The organism is uncultured Arthrobacter sp., assembly GCF_947495145.1.
Taxonomy (GTDB): Bacteria; Actinomycetota; Actinomycetes; order Actinomycetales; family Micrococcaceae; genus Arthrobacter_D.
The window spans coordinates 36618-53183 of sequence record NZ_CANLXP010000007.1 but is presented as its reverse complement, the minus strand read 5'-3'; the positions used below and the strand labels follow the sequence as shown (position 1 = coordinate 53183).

The following is a 16566-nucleotide window of genomic DNA, read 5'->3' as shown; positions in this document are numbered from 1 at the left end:
ACCAGCGAAGCTCGACGACGGTGCCGGTGCACCTCGTGCGGGCTCGCCATGCTGATCGAGGACGGTCGGCCGATCTTCCAACAGATCGCCGAACGCATCGAGAGCGACATCATCGACGGCACCCTGGCCGAGGAATCCCAGGTTCCGTCAACCAATGAGTTTGCGGCTTTCTACCGCATCAACCCGGCCACGGCAGCAAAGGGCGTCAACCGCCTGGTCGACGACGGGATTCTCTACAAGCAACGAGGAATCGGCATGTTCGTTTCAACCGGAGCCCGGACGGTGCTGATCCAGCGCCGGCGGGAGCAGTTCTTTGACCAGTACGTCCAGCCGCTTGCCCGGGAAGCCCGCAAGCTCGGCATCGAACCGGACGAACTTGCAGACATGATCAGGCAGGGCGAACACGCCCTCCAGGCGGGAGCACAGTGAAAACCATCATTGAGGTCACCGACCTCACGAAGAAGTACCGGAAATCGGAGGCCCTGCGCGGGATCAACCTCGCGTTGGAGCCTGGCCGCATCTACGGGCTCCTCGGCCGTAATGGTGCGGGTAAGACTACCCTCATGTCGATCCTTACCGCCCAGGGTTTCGCATCATCCGGGGAAGTACGGGTTTTCGGTGAGCATCCCTACGAGAACGAGCGCGTCCTCAACCGCATCTGCTTCATCCGCGAATCTCAGAAGTACCCGGACTCCTTCACGGCGGAGCATGCCTTTAAGTCCGCCTCGCTCTTCTTCGCAAACTGGAGCCAGGAACTTGCTGATCGGTTGGTAACAGACTTCCAGCTTCCGCTGCGCCGCAACATAAAGAAGCTGTCGCGGGGCCAGCTTTCAGCAGTAGGAGTGATCATTGGGCTGGCCTCCCGCGCGGAGCTTACGTTCTTTGACGAGCCCTACCTGGGACTCGACGCCGTTGCACGCCAGCTCTTCTACGACCGCCTGGTCGAGGACTACTCGCGGCACCCGCGCACTGTGGTCCTGTCATCCCACCTGATCGACGAAGTGGCGAACCTGCTGGAGCACGTGATCGTGATCGACCAGGGGCGGATCATCATGGATGATGACGCCGAAACCATCCGCGGGTCAGCGTTCACGGTAGTGGGATCGGCCGAGAAGGTTCGCACCTTCCTCGGCAGCCGTGAGGTGGTCCACACAGACAATTTCGCTTCACTGGCGTCGGTAACGGCACTCGGCACGCTGAACGAGTCCGAAACCCGGGAAGCTGCTGAACTCGGGCTCGAGCTCGCGCCCGTTTCCCTACAGCAACTCATAGTCCGTAAAACCATGTCCGGATCACCGGCAACTCCCGAGGCTGCGGACAGAACCCTCTCGGAGGCAGCACGATGAACCGCGTCGTCAATGTCATGCGGATGCAACTGACCAACCGCTGGATCTTCATCGGGATACCGCTGATCATCCTCGCCGCGTCGTTCCTGCTGACCCTGATCATCTGGTCGTTCATTCCGAACGACGGCGGCGTGCGCATCTCAGGTGGGTCCCAGGCGGTCATGTGGTACTTCTTCGCCCTGGGCATCCAGTCCCTGACGCTCACCTTCCCGTTCTCCCAGGGACTGAGCATCACTCGGCGCACCTTTTTCCTCGGCACACTGTCCCTCTTCTCGCTCATAGCGCTCGTCACCGCCGTAACCTACTGGTTGCTGGGACTGGTTGAGCAGGGAACCGGGGGCTGGGGAGTGGGCGGCAGCTTTTTCGCCCTCGACTGGATCGCGGACGGCCCCTGGTATCAACCGGTAGCCTTTTACTTCGCCGTGATGATGGCTCTCTTCCTGATCGGGTTCTGGTCAGCCACAATCTACAAGCGCTGGCAGGCAACGGGACTGCTGATCGCCGGAATCAGTGTGGCTCTCGCGCTGGTGGGAACCCTGTACCTCATCGGCTCACGCAACGCCTGGCCCGAGGTCGGAGCCTTCCTGGGCTCGCAGACGCAGCTAACGGTTGCCGGCTGGCTCGCCATTCTGGCCCTTGTCCTTGCCGGTGGTTCATTCCTCACCCTGCGCCGGGCCGAGCCTTAGCCGGTTCCGCACTGAAGTGGAACCGGCCCCGCCACGCGGAGCCGGTTCCACTGCCTACGCTTCTCCACCGGATACCGTGAACGGGTGGGAATTGAGTTCACGGCAATCGACTTCGAGACTGCCAATGGGTTTCGCGGATCGCCCTGCGCCGTCGGACTCACGAAGGTCCGCAATGGCCGCATCGTTGAGGAGGCGCAGTGGCTGATGCGCCCGCCGGCAGGCCACGACCACTTCGATTCCCGCAACGTCGCGATCCACCGGATCACCGCCGATATGGTGGCGCATGAGCCGACTTTCGGTGAGCTTTTTCCGGAGATCGGTGCTTTCATCGGGAACGATGTCGTGGTGGCCCACAACGCAGCCTTCGACATGGGGGTTATCCGTTCGGCGCTTGAGGTGTCCAACCTCGCTGGTCCCGCCTACGACTACGCGTGCACCGTATTGCTTTCACGCCGCAGCTACTTCCTTGTCTCGTATTCGCTGCCCTATGTAGCCGAGGCCGCCGGAGTGCCACTGGTGAACCATCATGATGCCGTCGAGGACGCCCGTGCCTGTGCGGGCATCATGATAGACATTGCACGACGGGCACAAGCGGCGACCATTGGAGACCTCGTGTCGGGCCACCGGTTGCAGCTTTCCCGGCTGGAGGCCTACGAGCCGGGCGTCTCCGAGCTTTCGAAGGCAACACGGACGGTCCTGGAGCGGGGCTCGGTGCAGGCCTGGGCAGGCTGGCCGGACGAAGGGTTGAATCCGGAGCCAAATCCGACTGCCGATCCGACGCACCCGCTGTACGGTCAAACCGTGGTCTTCACCGGCGATCTGGGGATTCCGCGCCCCCAGGCCAAGCAGCGGGCAGCTGTTCTGGGCGCGAGGCCTGCGAGCACCGTGACGCGAAAGACAACGGTGCTGGTGGTGGGCAGCGGCTTCGTTGCCTCAGACCTTCGCAACGGCCGTGTGACGGGCAAGGCTCGGCGGGTAATGGAGCTGCATGGGAGGGGCCAGAACATCGAGGTACTCTCCGAAACCGAGTTCCTGCAGATGACCGGCGGCCGCTGGCCGGTGGCCAGCCAGTAACGAGGGCCTCAGGCGCCCATCGCCGAAGCGAACCGTTCGGCCATTTCTTCGATGACGGCTACGCCCTCGAGTCTTTCCAGTGCAGCGACAGGCAGGGACTCGTGCCCGTAGAGCGCTCCAGCGATCGCGCCTGCAACAGCTCCGGCAGCGTGCGCGGCCGGTCCCGTGTGCTTCGCTGCAGCGGTGAGCAATGCGTCGATGGAGGCGGCGCCGTCGTCGTTGGCTGCGGCGAGGACCAACCGGACCGCTTCAAGCAGGACGCTCGCTGCGTCCCCTGCTGCTACAGGTGCCGAGTCAGCATGCAACGATCGGAGCCGTTCGGCGAGATCCGCCTGTTTCAGAGTTTCTGCATGCCGGGCAGCGGAAGTTACGGCGTCCGGCAGTGCTTGACTGCCGACGGCGATCGAATGGATGAGTCCGGCGGCGACGGCTGCGGGTAACTGGGCTGCCGGATTGCCGTGCGTGATCGCTGCGGCGTCAATGGCGAGCTTCTCCACCATCGCGGCCGGAACGTTGGCCACCAATCCGAAAGGGGCAGAGCGCTGCAGCGCGCCGGGGCCGTCGTCGTCCGGTTCGAGCGGGCGCTGACGGCTGCCCATCTCACCGCTCCTGAGAGCACGGAGACTGGCAGCATCCGGGTGCCGGCGGCAGCGGAGCACCTCCTGACGGTCGATCCAACGGGCGGGAGGCGCAGGAGCGGACGACGGCGGCGTTTCATCCTGCGTGCCGAGCCAGCGCAGGTAGGCGAGCCAAAGGCAGGCGGTCTCATCAGCGGCGACGCCGTCATTAGCCCACTCGAGCGCCTCCGTAAATCCATCGACGGTGTACAGCGTGAGCTGCGTAGCGTCGGCGAAGGCGGAGCCGCCGGGCGATTCCGCGGCTGCTTCACCGAGGGCACAGCCCAGAAGGGAACCGGCGATCCTGCTACGGAGCGTTCTAGGGGAATTTCCGGGAGATGTCACCACGCCAGTGTAGGCACCCTGTTCGCCGGCTGCTTCGGCGTTGCCGTCCGGAACTGTCGGAGGCGGCCGGTAGCTTGGAATCATGAGGTTATTGCACACGTCGGACTGGCATCTGGGACGCTCCTTCCACGGGGTGGGAATGCTCGAGGCGCAGCACCTCTTCGTCGACCAGCTGGAGAAGACGGTCCGCGAGGAAAACGTCGATGTGGTCCTTATCTCAGGGGATGTCTACGACCGCGCCCTGCCTGCCGTTGACGTCGTCGAGCTTTTCGACGAGGCCCTGGAACGGATCACTGTGGCTGGTGCGCAGGTCGTGGTTACCAGCGGCAACCATGACTCGGCAGTTCGGTTGGGGTTCGGCGGCAGGCTCATTGAGCGTGGGGGGGTCCACCTCCGTACACGGTTGGAAGACATCGGGCGCCCTGCCGTTTTCAGAATCGAAGAGGGGGTGGAGGTTGCCGTCTACGGTGTGCCATATCTGGAACCCCGGATGGTTGCGGATCCGCTCAATTGCGAGAGTTCCACGCATACGGCAGTGACTGCTGCTGCGCTGGATCAGATCCGGTCAGACCTGCGGCGGCGCCGCACGCAGTCAACCGTGCATTCGGTCGTCATGGCGCATACCTTCGCCAGTGGCGGCGTCGGCTCGGACAGCGAGCGGGAGCTGAGCATGGGCGGTCTCGGCGTAGTGCCCCTGAACCTTTTCGAAGGGTTCGACTACGTTGCGCTGGGCCACCTCCATGGGCAGCAGCAGTTGCAGGAGCGGGTACGTTATTCCGGATCTCCGCTGGCATATTCGTTCTCCGAGGCGCGGCAGTCGAAGGGAGCCTGGCTGGTAGATATCGACAAAGGCGGGGTAGGTGAAATCCAGCCGGTGAAGTGGGCTCCGCAACGCCATCTTGCAATCCTGCGCGGTCCTATCGCTGAGCTCATCACTGCCCCGGAGCACGCCGCGGCAGAAAGCGCGTGGTGCCATGTGACGCTCACCGATGCCGAGCGGCCGCACCAGGCCATGGAACGGTTGCGGGCCCGGTTTCCCGGAACCCTGGTGCTCGCGTTTGAACCGTCGCGAAGCGCGGGGGAGGAACGTACCTACAGTGAACGAATCGCGCAGGCTGTTGATGATGCTGCCATCTGCTGCGGGTTCCTTGAGCACGTACGCCAACGCGGTGCCAGCACCGAAGAGGCAGCCCTGCTCGCTGAGACGATCGATGCCCTGCGGGCGGCGGAAAGCGGCGCATGAGAATCCACAGACTTGAGATACAGGCCTTCGGGCCTTTTGCCGCGCGCCAGCACATCGATTTTGACGCCCTCACGGAACAGGGCCTGTTCCTGCTGAACGGACCCACCGGGGCGGGTAAGTCCAGCGTGCTCGATGCCATTTGTTTCGCGCTGTATGGTTCCGTTCCGGGAGCACGTCAGAACGCGAAGCGGCTGCGCAGCGACCACGCCCCCGATACCCTTGCGCCGGAGGTGGTGTGTGAGTTCTCGGCGGGATCCCGGCGCCTGGAAGTGACCCGAAATCCTTCCTGGAACCGGCCGTCCAAACGCGGGAGCGGAACAACCACCGAGCAGGCCAGGACCCTGCTGCGTGAAAGAGTTGCCGGCGAGTGGGTGACCCGGTCCACCCGGAATGATGAAGCGGGAGCGGAGCTCCAGAATCTTCTGGGAATGAGCCGTGAACAGTTCACGCGCGTAGTTATGTTGCCCCAGGGGGAGTTTGCGGCTTTCCTCCGGTCGGATGCGGCCGCTCGCGGCGAGCTCCTGCAGCGATTGTTCGCAACCGACCGGTTTGCCACAGTGGAACAGATGCTGGCCGAACACGCGGCGCGGGCCTCCGTGCAGCTTCAGGAGACCGAGGGCGAGCTCGAAGACCTTCTGAGCCGGGCCGTGGAAGAGGTGCATCGCCACCGGTTGTTCCTCGAGCCAAGAGCTACGTCTGCCGCTATGCCTGCGGCTTTTTTCCCGAATGACCCGGACGATTCCGGTCACGAGCAGAGTGTTGCTCCTGCGGACGCCGAGCGGGATCTTGGCGCTCTGCAGGACCTGCTGACGGTAGCCGTGGCCGACGGACGCGATCGCGCCCGGGAGCTCACCGCGCGTCGGGACGCTGCCGCGCAGCACCGCGCCGCACTCGAGGTTGAGCGCCGGGACCGCATCGCCTTCCGCAAGCTGTTGGCGGAGGCAGCTGAAAATCGGACTGCCCTGATCGCGGCTGCAGACCTGCGAAACCAGCTGGAGAAGCACCGACGCGCCCAGATCCTCCAGGGCCCCCTCCAATCCAGGGACGAGGCAATGAATCAGGTGTGCCTCCATCAGAAGCACCTGCAGTCCGCGCTCAATGAGTTGCAGACTGACGCCGGGGCGCAAGCCGAAGTCCCTGAAATTCTTGAGGATGAAGCGGAACTGTCGCCGGCTGCTTCGAAACGAGCACACGAAGAGGTCCGTGAAACTCTGGCGGCGGCGCGTGCGGCCCTTCCTTTGGAACAGGAGCTCAACCAGCTTTCTGCCAGGATCAAGACCGGTGAGCGCAGATTCGAAGATCAGGAAGCAGAGGCAACACAGTGCAATGGAGCGCGGGAGAAGTTACGCCGGGAGCTCACGGAGCTGACGGCAAAGCTGGACGCAGCAGAGCCAACGGCTGCACGTGTGTCACAGCTGGCAACCGCGTGTGCCGAAGCAACCGCCCGTTTGGAGCTGGTGGCGCAGGCTGACCTCGCAGAACGCTCGCTCCAGCAGCTGGACGAACAGCAGCAAGAACTTAAGGTTCTCTTCTTCGCAGCGAAAGAGGACTGGTTGAGGAAACTTCAACTGCGTCTTGAACAGACGGCTGCGGAACTCGCGGAGCGGTTGGCTACGGGTGAGCCTTGCCCCGTTTGCGGGAGCGAGGATCACCCGGCACCGGCAGCGGCAGAGTCGCAGTCGCTGGTGAGTCGCGAGGAGGAAGAGCTTGCCCGTGAGCAACAGAACCGCGCTGAGCGCCGGTTGCAGGAGACCTCAGCGGCTCGCGACGCGGCGGCGCTACAAGCGGCCGGACTACGCGCCAGAAGCGGAGACGCTTCGGCTGACGAAGTTCGCGCCGAGCTAGCTGCGCTTGGGCAGGAACGCGCCGAAGCAGAGCGGGCGGTCCGTCTGGTGACCGACCTCAACTCGCGAAAAGCCGCGGTTGACGTCCAGCTCGAAGGTTTGCAGGAACAACTGGCAGACCTTGCACGTATTCAAGCTGAAGAATCATCCCGGCTTGCCACGCTCCTTGAACAACAGACAGCGCTGGCGGCGAAGCTCGCATCGGTAAGCGGTGCCTACGAATCGGTGACGGAAAAGGCAGCCGTGCTGGAGGTGACTGAGCGGCTTCTCGGTGCGGTATGCGCGGTCCTGAGCCGTTGCGAACAGGCAGAGATGAATCTGGAGAAAGCAGAAGGTACGCTCCGCACTCACCTGGCCGAAAGTGATTTCGCGTCTGCAGAGGCTGTCCGGGATGCGCTCCTGAGCAACGCGCAGGCGGATAGTGCAGAACGGGCGATCCGAGATGCCGAGAATTCGGCTCACCGGATCGAACAGGACTTGCTGCGCCCGGAGAATCTCTCTGCGGCCGCGCTGGAAAAGGACGGGGGGCCGCTGCCTGAAGAGGCAGACATAGCATCGGCGTCGACAGACGAAACCGAAGCGTCGAAGCGGCTCCATGAAGCAGTGCTCGAGGTAGGACTGCTCGAACAATCAGTGGTGCAGCTGGATTCCTACACCGATCGGGCCGCTGTGCTGGAGAAACGTCTGGTACCGCTGCGGCAGGCGCACCAGCTTGCCAAGTCGATCGCAGACACTGCGCGGGGCAACGGTGAGAACCTCTACAGGATGAGTCTCGCCACCTATGTGCTTGCCGCCCGCCTCGAACAGGTTGCAGATGCTGCAACCGAGCGTCTGCAACAGATGTCCGACGGCCGGTACTCACTGATCCACAGCGACCTCAAGTCCGGAAACCGAAAGTCCGGACTCGGTCTGAACGTCATTGACAGCTGGACGGGGATGCGGCGCGACACCGCAACGCTGTCGGGCGGGGAGTCCTTCATGGCGTCCTTGGCGCTTGCTCTGGGGCTGGCCGACGTCGTTCAGCAGGAATCGGGAGGTCTGGACATTGAAACCCTTTTCGTCGACGAGGGGTTCGGCAGTCTTGATGAGCAATCGCTTGAGCAAGTGATGGACGCACTCGAAAACCTGCGGGACGGCGGACGAGTGGTCGGACTGGTCAGCCACGTTGCCGAACTGAAGCAACGGATCCCCGCGCAGCTGCACGTGTCAAAGAATCGGACTGGGTCAAACCTGCGCTTCGTCAATCAACTGCAGCGAGTGTAAAATTGTGGTGTTACCGGGTCGGGCGCATCGGGAGGAGGGACGATGCGTAGTTCGACGAACCCGGAAAACACATGGCTACACCAACCTCTGAAAACGAGACCTTCCCACCCGACCGCGCATCTATAGCAGCATCGGGCTCTTCCTCCGTTCACGGCGATGCCGAGCCGCCATCGAGCGGTCGCGGGCGGTTCAGCCGGCTGCCGGAGATCGCCGGCGCAGGCTTTCTCCCACTCGGCCTGATCGCACGCCTGCCGCTGGCGATGCTCACCGTCGGAGCGCTGACTCTGGTCACGGCGGCCACGAACTCCTATGCTTTCGGCGGTTTTGCGGCCGGAGCTGTCGGAATCGGCTCCGCGCTTGGTGCCCCAGTCCTCGGTTTTCTCGCAGACCGCTACGGCCAGCGCCCGGTCCTCCTGCTGTCAGCCGCCCTCAATACCCTCGCCATCGTTGCCCTGCTTGCTGTCAGCGGCCTGTCAGGTACCGGTACGGGCATTCTGCCGACCTTGGCCGCCGCGTTCGTCATGGGCGCGACATGCCCACAGATCGGCCCACTGGCAAGGGTCCGCTGGATGGCGTTGACCCAGGGCAAGCGTTCAACCGATCTTGATACCGCTCTCTCCTACGAGAGCACGGCTGACGAGCTGACTTTCGTGCTGGGCCCTGCGCTCGTTGGGCTGCTGGCCAGCCTCATTGCCCCGTGGCTGCCGCTCGCCCTTGCAGCGGTGCTGACGCTTGCGTTCGTTTCTGCCTTTGCTGTCCACCCGACCGAGCGGGCGGTGATTCCGCTGCGGCGCCGTCCACGAACCCGTATCTCCGTGGAGGTGAGCACGCCGAAAACAACGCACACGGGCTTGCTTGTGGCATTGCCGGTCCTCGGCATGGTGATGATGGGAACGTTTTTCGGCTCAACACAAACCGCCCTGATCGCCTTCGCAGGGGGCTTTGGCGCAGAGACGGCTGCTGGTTTGCTCTATGCGGTGATGGGAATCAGTTCCGCGATCACGGCGCTCTCCGTGGCGTACTGGCCGCAACGGTTCCCTCCTCCGCTGAGGTGGGTCGCAGCCGCCGCGGTGATGAGCGCCGCCGCCCTCCTGCCCCTCCTCGCGCCGGACATTCCGTTCATGCTCGCGGCCTTGCTTGTCCTCGGCTTTCCCGTTGGACCGACGATGGTCACAATCTTCAGCGTCGGCTCCCTTGTGGCACCGAAACACCTCGTGGGCACGGTCATGACCCTGCTGGCCAGCGGCATCGTAGCCGGCACAGCGCTCGGTGCTTCGATCGCGGGCGCGTTGGCGGAAAGCAGCGCACTGAGTGCCTTCACCGTCCCGGTGGCGGCCGCCGTCGTGCTCCTGCTTCTCGGACTGGTGTCGGTTGGAGTACTGCGCCGCCGGCCAGACATGCCGTCGGTCGAGGACACCGCAGCCTAGCTGAGCTGGTCCTCGATGGCACGGGCGCTTGCTGTGATGCGGGCGCCTAGCTCGGTCTCCGGGTGCGCTGACCGGATGTAGACGACGGCGACCGCCGCGGGCAGGCGTCCGGCCACCCGGATGGGAGCGGCGACGGATGACAGGCCGGGGATCACTTCATCGTGGCTGGTAGCGAAACCCTGGCCTCGTGCGGCGGCGGACTCCGCGCGGTACGGCTGGCCGGGCGCGAGCCGTTCCCACTCCTCCTCGGTGACGGCCGACTGGATCGCAATGCCCGGCGCTCCAGCGCTGAAAGCGTGCCGTGTTCCTGGACGCTGGGCGACGGCGGCACTCGAATGGCGAGGCTCGACCGTCACCAGCGTCACGCAGTCATGGCGGTCCCAGACGGCAACGAAGGCCGTCATCCCGAGGTCATTCGCAAGGACGGTCAGTTCCGGCAGTGCGGCCGTCTGGAGATCACGTGAGACTCCACGGGCGAGGGCGGCGAGACCGGGACCTGAGGAGATCTTGCCGGCCTCGTCCCTGATGATGAGCGAGTGATCCTCCAGTGTGCGGACGATCCGGTACGCAATGGAGCGGTGTACTCCAAGTTCTACAGACAATTCCGCGATCGATAAGGCTCGCGGAGCATCGGCAAGAATCTCCAAAGAGCGCAGACCGCGCGAGAGTGTCTGGGAATGCTGTGTCGTTGTGTCGGGGGTCACAGTTGGATACTATTCTATATCAGAACAATATGTTCAACTATCGAACAGTTGCTTTGCCCTTCGGTAGTCCGCACGCAATCGTCCGATGTTCCAGATCCCAATGCTGCCGTCGGACGCAGATGGATAGTATGATCTGAACCACAATTACCGAACGTTCTGTCGGTAATTCAGTCCGTCCACTTGGAGTAACAATGACGTCTTCAACGGCTGCCCCCCGGCAGCGCATGTCTCGGGAGGACCGCAAGGTCGTCGCCGGCACCATGGTTGGTACCACCATCGAATGGTACGACTTCTTCATCTTCGCGCAGGCCGCCGGTCTCGTTTTCGCGCAGCTCTATTTCGCGCCGCTGAATGAGGACAGCCCAGGATTGGCCCAGCTCGTTTCCTGGGCCACCATCGGCATCAGCTTCTTTTTCCGTCCGCTCGGAGCGGTAGTCGCCGGTCATCTTGGCGACCGCATCGGGCGCAAGGCCATGCTTGTCTTCACCCTCGTGATGATGGGATCGGCGACGGCGCTGATTGGTCTTCTCCCGACCTACGCCCAGATCGGCGTCGCGGCGCCTATTCTGTTGATGCTTCTGCGCATCCTCCAGGGATTCTCGGCGGGCGGGGAATGGGGCGGTGCTGCTCTCATGGCGGTAGAGCACGCACCGGTGAACAAACGGGGCTTCTGGGGCGCTTACCCGCAGATCGGTGTTCCGGTTGGAATGATCATCGCTACGCTGGTGCTGTTCCTGCTTCGTTCCTCCATGTCGCAGGAAGACTTCCTGGCCTGGGGCTGGCGGGTACCGTTCCTGCTGTCCGTGGTGCTGATCGTGGTCGGCTACTTCATCCGCAAGGCAGTTGCCGAGAGCCCGGTGTTCAAGGAAATGGCTGAGCGGAAGCAGGAGTCTTCGGTTCCGCTCAAGGAGCTGTTCCGTCACAACACCAAGCAGGTTCTGCTGACCGCGGCTATCTTCATCGCCAACAACGCTGCCGGCTACCTGCTGATCGCATTCTTCTCGGCCTACGCGCAGCGGACGCTGGGCATGCCCGGAGGTCCCGTGCTGTTCGCCACCCTGCTTGCCTCCTTCGGATGGCTGATCTTCACGATGTATGGAGGTATCCTCTCCGATCGAATCGGCCGGGTGCGTACGTTCCAGATCGGTTACGCGCTGGTCTTCGTCTGGATGATTCCGCTGTTCCTGATGATCGACACACGGAATATCCTCGCCTACGGGGTAGCGCTGTTCATCCTCACCATCGGCCTTGGACTGTCCTACGGACCGATGTCGGCGATGTACGCAGAGATGTTCCCGGCCAACGTGCGGTACTCTGGCATTGGAATCGGCTATGCGCTCGGTGCCATCCTCGGCGGCGCCTTCGCCCCGCTGATTGCGGAAGCGCTGCTCACGGGTACTGGATCTTCGATCTCGATCGGTGTCTACATCATGGTGCTGTGCGTAATCTCCTTCGTGGGCGTAACCATGGTGAAGGAGACGCGCGGCGTACCGCTGCACGTACCTGTCAGCCACAAGCAAGCGAAGTAAATCAGGTGCCCGTGAGGCCATGGGTAGTTCTACCCATGGCCTCCCGCCCGCGTCCTGCCTAAACTGATCCCAAGACGGGCCTTGTACGAGGGGCCCGCCGCCGGACTGACGGGTCCGGGCAAGAGATAGGCCGGCTCGCTACGGGTTCCCCCAGCCCACCGAGCCGGCCTTTCGCATGTCACCGCAGGTCGCCCGCCACCCTGGCGCGAAGCCCGAGGATGAGCGCATCCAGTCCGAGACCGAACGCGACGTCTGCCTGCCGTTGGTCCGCATGGTCCTTCCGCGCGGCTACTGCAGCGGTGAATTGTGGATACTGACCTGCAAGCTGTCCTGACTCGAAAATCGACTCCGGCGCAGTGGCATCGAAGGCGGAGCCGAAGATGAATGACTCCAGGGCAATGATCGCCGGAACGATCAGCGGTTCCGGCCAGCCGGCCTTCTGGAACCCGCGGGTCACAGCCTCGTAGACGGCAAGAGTCTGTGGCGCGCCGCTTACGGGCAGCACGGCGATCACCGGGATAAGCGGAGTGTGCCGGGTGAATACGTCGCGATAGGACCAGGCGAACAGGCGGACGGCGTGTTCCCAGGGCTCGGATTCGAATCCGGACACGTCGACCTGGGTCATGACGTGGTCCTGCACCAGGATCAGCACGTCGCCCTTGGACTCGACATGGTTATATAACGACGACGGCGCCACCTTGAGTGCGCGCGCGAGGGAGGACATGGTCAGCCCCTCGTACCCGCGGGATTCGATGAGGGTGAGCGCAGCTCGCGTGATTGTTTCCTGGGAAAGAACCCGGTTCAGCGGCCGCCCGGCGGATCGACGGGCTGAGCCGGTTGCGCTGACCATAGTTGTTTCCTGATTCCTTCCCAGCCGGGAGCCGGCTCGTTCACCTGCCCCACCTACACGGTAGTGGAAGACTGATCGCGCTGTTTGCCGCAGTAGAACGGATGGCCCGTGTGGCGACCCGGTTCACTGCTGCCTGCCCGCTGCTACCGTAGTGCCATGCCGGAGATGCCCGAGGTCCAGGGTCTTGCCCAGTTCCTTGCGAGCAAGCTGGTACCCGACAGCGGCGCGCCCGCCCGCGTCCGGGATGTCCAGCTTGGCTCTTTTGCCGTGCTCAAGACTGCAGAGATTCCGCTTTCCGCCGTCTCCTCGATGGTATTCAGGGGCGTGGACAGGCGTGGGAAATTTCTTATCCTGAGCCTGGAGGGCGTGCACCTCGTGATGCATCTGGCGCGTGCGGGTTGGCTCCGCTGGTCCGATACCATTCCGGACACAATCCTGCGCCCGGGGAAAGGGCCGATCGCTCTGCGCCTGAGATGCGCTGAGCCTCCCGGATACGGATTCGATGTCACCGAGGCCGGCACCAGGAAGTCAGCAGCGGTGTACCTCGTGCGGGATGTCCTGGAGGTTCCGGGGGTGAGCAGGCTCGGCCCCGAGGCGCTCGATGTCGGCGAGGACCAGTTCACGTCCATGCTGCATGCCCACCGCAGCCAGGTGAAGGGAGCCTTGCGGGACCAATCTTTTATAGCCGGTATCGGCAACGCCTACAGCGATGAGATTCTGCACGCCGCGCGGCTTTCTCCGTTTGCTATTGCGGCCAAGCTGAATAATGACCAGTTGGTGGCGCTCCACCACGCAATGCACTCGGTCCTTGGGGCGGCGATCACCGCGGCCGCCGGCAAGCCGGCGAAGGAATTGAAGGATGCCAAGCGGCGGGAGATGAAAGTCCACGGCAGGACAGGGGAGCCCTGCCCGGTCTGTGGCGACACTGTCCGGGAGGTGTCCTTCGCCGATTCCGCGCTCCAGTACTGCCCCACGTGCCAGACAGGCGGCAAGCCGCTCGCCGATCGGCGGACGTCGAAATTCCTGAAGTGATAATAAGCGACAGTAAGCGGGGCCGTACCACGCCAGCCTCGGAAGCGCCGCGCCGTCTACGGCCGCACCTTTCGCCGGTGTCACTTATGACCATAGGATCGGAAGCGTAGCAATCCGGTTCCAACTACGGAGGTCATCATGACAAGTGATTCGCGCGACCAAGAGCAGGACGGCCAGGGCAAGGACTCAACCAGCACGGAGCCGGAGGGAACCATCCCAAATACCGAGGACGGCGTTGGAGCAACCAGCACCGAAGAGCCGAGCAGCTTCGAGCCCGAGGAAGACCCGGATGCGGACGCCCAGTAAGGGCACGTTAGGTCGCCGACGACGGGCGGTTGATGGCGCCGTCGGCAGCCACTAGTCCTGACAACTGTGGACCTGCAGCCCAACCGGGCTGCAGGTCCACAGTGCATTGGCGTTGAAACGCGCGGGTACTGACCCGGTGACCGTACTAACCCAGTGACGGAGCCCGCGACGGCGGCTCAGGTATGTGAACGTTGCCGGTGGTAACACCGCCGGTGATGACGTCGGGTGTATCCGTAGCCACCTCGCTCGGGGCGGGCAGGTTCAAAGTCATGGCGGCGCCGTCGTCGTCCTTGTCCGAGCCAAGGGCACGCAGTGCTACAGCTACCTCGTGGGAATCCGGACGGGCCCGAGGGTCTCTGGCCGTCATGCGGGTCAGGAGGCTGACCCAGTCGGCGCCAAGCGATTCTGGAATCTCCGGATCACGCAGCAGCCGTGCGACGGCGGCTTCGACAACCGGACCGGGAAAAGCCTTTTCACCCGTCAGGCACTCAAGAAGCACAAGGCCGAGCGAGTAGATATCACTGCGGGGCTCAACAGCGGTTCCCTCCGCCTGTTCCGGGCTGAGGTAGTTGGCCGTGCCGATAGTCGCACCGTGTGCCGTGGAGTGAGTCGCCTCCACCATCCGGGCGATACCGAAGTCGGTGAGCTTGGGGTAGAGCCGCGTTTCGTGTTCACCGGAGTGGTACATCAGGATGTTCGCGGGCTTCACATCGCGGTGGATGACGCCCTGCGAATGGATGTACGCCAGCGCATCTGCGAGGTCCGCTCCGAGTTGTGCGACATGCTCCGAGGGCAGCGGACCGGACTTCAGCAGTTTGCGCAGGTCGAGGCCATCTACCAGCTCCATCACCAGGAAGCTGGTGGTCTTGCCGCTGCCGTCCTCCTGGAGACCGGCATCATGAAGTGTGACCAGCCCGGGGTGGTTCAACGTCGACAGCAGCATTGTTTCCGTGTGCTGGCGACGGTAATCGTCATCATCGGAGGTTGTGGGATTGAAGACCTTGATTGCCACGTCCCGGCCGAGGTTTCGGTCCAGTGCCCGAAACACCGATGCTGCGCCGCCGGTACCAATCAACTCGACTGGTTGATACCGCTCGGCCAGGAGTTCATCCACGTGAGACCTCCGGGGAAGAAAGAAAGTTATAAGGGTGAAAAGCGGGTGATAAGCATGCTGATCACCTCAACTATTCTACCCTGTCCCGGGAGGTGCGAAAGACCGCCCACTACGTCAGCGGTAGAAAGTTCAGCGAATTGTTACGCCGCGAGGAACTCGATGGCCGCGCTCTTGAATGTCCGGGACGTGACTGCGTTGGTATGGGTGCGTCCGGGTAGCCAGAGGACCTCGGCGTTGCCGCTCAGTTCCGCCAGTTCAGGCAGGGTGAGCGCGCGCTCGTCTTGATCTCCGGCGACCAGGAGCAAGGGCATGTGCGGGACGGCATCAGCCGGAACGAAGGGCTCGCGCTTGATCGCCTCAACCATCGTGAGCAGGGCGAAGACATCATTGGTCGGAACGAGGCGTGCCATCCGAAGGAGGTTACTGGTTGATTCGTCCTCGATGGGTGTTCCATCAGTCAGGAAGCGCTGCGCAGCTGTCAGATCGAAAGCAGCCAGCGGATCGCCGCTTCCCGGTCCGCCCAGCACCATCCGGTGCACCAGTTCGGGTTGTGTTGCACCGAATTCCCAGGCGAGCCGCGACCCCAGCGAGTATCCAATGATGTCGACGCCGCTTCCCCGCCGATCGTCGGCGAGCGGGTGGACGTGTGCGTCCAGCAGAACCTGCAGAAGGTCCGCACGGATCCGACTGGGGGAGTACGCGTCCATTTCTTCGGGAGCGGCGCTTGCACCGTGCCCGGGAAGGTCCACGGTGACAACTCGCCGGCCGGCATCGGAGAGGGCGCGCACCCACCCCGAATCTTCCCAATTGAGCCTGGCCGATGAGGCGAATCCGTGCAGGAGCAGGACCGGGCGCAGTGCCGATGCGGTGGAAGGTTCATGGACGGTTACATTCAGCCCTGGATTGGTTCCCTCAACCAGATGATCGCTGTGACGTCCCATGGTTCCTCCCGGGTGCTCGTTGCCGCTGCCTCTCCTGAACTCTAGCGCCCATGCGGAAGCCGTTGGGAAAAGAAAATGCGGCAGAGAACTGTGCTTCATTGAACAGTTCTCCACCGCCCGGCCAGCAGTGGCCAACCCGTGTGACTTTAGTCACCGCTTCCAGCCGGATGCAAATCGAGGTGCCGGCTCACACGTAACTTTCAGCATCAACCTGTATGTGCTGTCAATCGCCTTGATTGGTCGGT

The 16566-nt window shown here is 63.2% G+C and carries 15 protein-coding genes; 10 read left to right on the top strand and 5 right to left on the bottom strand.

Annotated elements, in window-relative coordinates:
* The first annotated feature begins 51 nt into the window (after positions 1 to 51).
* The 4 genes from Q0877_RS06990 to Q0877_RS06975 all read left to right on the top strand — a co-directional run bounded on the left by Q0877_RS06990 (position 52) and on the right by Q0877_RS06975 (position 3106).
* Complete coding sequence (locus Q0877_RS06990) at positions 52 to 429, top strand: GntR family transcriptional regulator (RefSeq protein ID WP_299166787.1); 378 nt, start codon at positions 52 to 54, stop codon at positions 427 to 429.
* Positions 426 to 1346 carry an ABC transporter ATP-binding protein gene (locus Q0877_RS06985; protein WP_299166670.1) on the top strand — a complete coding sequence of 307 codons (921 nt, stop codon included), beginning with the start codon at positions 426 to 428 and terminating at the stop codon, positions 1344 to 1346. The genes Q0877_RS06990 and Q0877_RS06985 overlap by 4 nt, the downstream gene beginning before the upstream one ends.
* On the top strand, positions 1343 to 2032 hold the full coding sequence (locus Q0877_RS06980; RefSeq protein WP_299166669.1) for a hypothetical protein: 690 nt from the start codon (positions 1343 to 1345) through the stop codon (positions 2030 to 2032). Before Q0877_RS06985 ends, Q0877_RS06980 begins: the two co-directional genes overlap by 4 nt.
* Before the next feature lie 84 nt (positions 2033 to 2116).
* Positions 2117 to 3106 carry an exonuclease domain-containing protein gene (locus Q0877_RS06975; RefSeq protein WP_299166668.1) on the top strand — a complete coding sequence of 330 codons (990 nt, stop codon included), beginning with the start codon at positions 2117 to 2119 and terminating at the stop codon, positions 3104 to 3106.
* Between the two features lie 8 nt (positions 3107 to 3114).
* On the opposite strand, the gene Q0877_RS06970 is transcribed toward Q0877_RS06975, so the two are convergent.
* Positions 3115 to 4152 carry an ADP-ribosylglycohydrolase family protein gene (locus tag Q0877_RS06970; RefSeq protein ID WP_299166667.1) on the bottom strand — a complete coding sequence of 346 codons (1038 nt, stop codon included), beginning with the start codon at positions 4150 to 4152 and terminating at the stop codon, positions 3115 to 3117.
* Between Q0877_RS06970 and Q0877_RS06965 the strand changes: the two genes are divergently transcribed.
* From Q0877_RS06965 to Q0877_RS06955, 3 genes are all read left to right on the top strand, one after another.
* Entirely contained in the window at positions 4151 to 5311 is a 1161-nt protein-coding gene (locus tag Q0877_RS06965) for an exonuclease SbcCD subunit D (RefSeq protein ID WP_299166666.1), read from the top strand. The genes Q0877_RS06970 and Q0877_RS06965 overlap by 2 nt on opposite strands.
* Positions 5308 to 8418, top strand: a complete 3111-nt coding sequence (locus tag Q0877_RS06960; protein ID WP_299166665.1) for an SMC family ATPase — start codon at positions 5308 to 5310, stop codon at positions 8416 to 8418. Before Q0877_RS06965 ends, Q0877_RS06960 begins: the two co-directional genes overlap by 4 nt.
* Positions 8419 to 8489: 71 nt before the next feature.
* On the top strand, positions 8490 to 9845 hold the full coding sequence (locus Q0877_RS06955; RefSeq protein WP_299166663.1) for an MFS transporter: 1356 nt from the start codon (positions 8490 to 8492) through the stop codon (positions 9843 to 9845).
* Here the strand turns inward: Q0877_RS06955 and Q0877_RS06950 are convergent.
* A complete protein-coding gene (locus Q0877_RS06950) occupies positions 9842 to 10549 on the bottom strand; it encodes an IclR family transcriptional regulator (protein WP_299166662.1) in 708 nt (235 codons plus the stop codon). The genes Q0877_RS06955 and Q0877_RS06950 overlap by 4 nt on opposite strands.
* Before the next feature lie 191 nt (positions 10550 to 10740).
* On the opposite strand from Q0877_RS06950, the gene Q0877_RS06945 reads away from it, so the two are divergent.
* A complete protein-coding gene (locus Q0877_RS06945; protein ID WP_299166661.1) occupies positions 10741 to 12078 on the top strand; it encodes an MFS transporter in 1338 nt (445 codons plus the stop codon).
* A gap of 178 nt (positions 12079 to 12256) precedes the next feature.
* Here the strand turns inward: Q0877_RS06945 and Q0877_RS06940 are convergent, their stop codons facing one another.
* A complete protein-coding gene (locus Q0877_RS06940; protein WP_299166660.1) occupies positions 12257 to 12928 on the bottom strand; it encodes a TetR/AcrR family transcriptional regulator in 672 nt (223 codons plus the stop codon).
* A 156-nt stretch (positions 12929 to 13084) separates the two neighbouring features.
* Here Q0877_RS06940 and Q0877_RS06935 point away from each other — a divergent pair, with 156 nt between their 5' ends.
* Positions 13085 to 13960: a DNA-formamidopyrimidine glycosylase family protein gene (locus Q0877_RS06935; RefSeq protein ID WP_299166659.1), complete on the top strand. Its 876-nt coding sequence runs from the start codon at positions 13085 to 13087 to the stop codon at positions 13958 to 13960.
* A gap of 138 nt (positions 13961 to 14098) precedes the next feature.
* Positions 14099 to 14266 carry a hypothetical protein gene (locus Q0877_RS06930; RefSeq protein ID WP_299166658.1) on the top strand — a complete coding sequence of 56 codons (168 nt, stop codon included), beginning with the start codon at positions 14099 to 14101 and terminating at the stop codon, positions 14264 to 14266.
* Between the two features lie 145 nt (positions 14267 to 14411).
* Here the strand turns inward: Q0877_RS06930 and Q0877_RS06925 are convergent, their stop codons facing one another.
* Positions 14412 to 15380, bottom strand: a complete 969-nt coding sequence (locus tag Q0877_RS06925; protein ID WP_299166657.1) for a serine/threonine-protein kinase — start codon at positions 15378 to 15380, stop codon at positions 14412 to 14414.
* Positions 15381 to 15520: 140 nt separating this feature from the next.
* Positions 15521 to 16321: an alpha/beta fold hydrolase gene (locus Q0877_RS06920; RefSeq protein WP_299166656.1), complete on the bottom strand. Its 801-nt coding sequence runs from the start codon at positions 16319 to 16321 to the stop codon at positions 15521 to 15523.
* Positions 16322 to 16566 lie beyond the last annotated feature (245 nt).

What these genes read in the sequence shown, in the direction of transcription:
- Q0877_RS06920 (WP_299166656.1), bottom strand. Translation starts at nt 16,321, where the DNA reads ATGGGACGTCACAGCGATCATCTGGTTGAGGGAACCAATCCAGGGCTG.
- Q0877_RS06965 (WP_299166666.1), top strand. Translation starts at nt 4,151, where the DNA reads ATGAGGTTATTGCACACGTCGGACTGGCATCTGGGACGCTCCTTCCAC.
- Q0877_RS06970 (WP_299166667.1), bottom strand. Translation starts at nt 4,152, where the DNA reads ATGATTCCAAGCTACCGGCCGCCTCCGACAGTTCCGGACGGCAACGCC.
- Q0877_RS06980 (WP_299166669.1), top strand. Translation starts at nt 1,343, where the DNA reads ATGAACCGCGTCGTCAATGTCATGCGGATGCAACTGACCAACCGCTGG.
- Q0877_RS06940 (WP_299166660.1), bottom strand. Translation starts at nt 12,928, where the DNA reads ATGGTCAGCGCAACCGGCTCAGCCCGTCGATCCGCCGGGCGGCCGCTG.
- Q0877_RS06930 (WP_299166658.1), top strand. Translation starts at nt 14,099, where the DNA reads ATGACAAGTGATTCGCGCGACCAAGAGCAGGACGGCCAGGGCAAGGAC.
- Q0877_RS06960 (WP_299166665.1), top strand. Translation starts at nt 5,308, where the DNA reads ATGAGAATCCACAGACTTGAGATACAGGCCTTCGGGCCTTTTGCCGCG.
- Q0877_RS06955 (WP_299166663.1), top strand. Translation starts at nt 8,490, where the DNA reads ATGGCTACACCAACCTCTGAAAACGAGACCTTCCCACCCGACCGCGCA.
- Q0877_RS06935 (WP_299166659.1), top strand. Translation starts at nt 13,085, where the DNA reads ATGCCGGAGATGCCCGAGGTCCAGGGTCTTGCCCAGTTCCTTGCGAGC.
- Q0877_RS06945 (WP_299166661.1), top strand. Translation starts at nt 10,741, where the DNA reads ATGACGTCTTCAACGGCTGCCCCCCGGCAGCGCATGTCTCGGGAGGAC.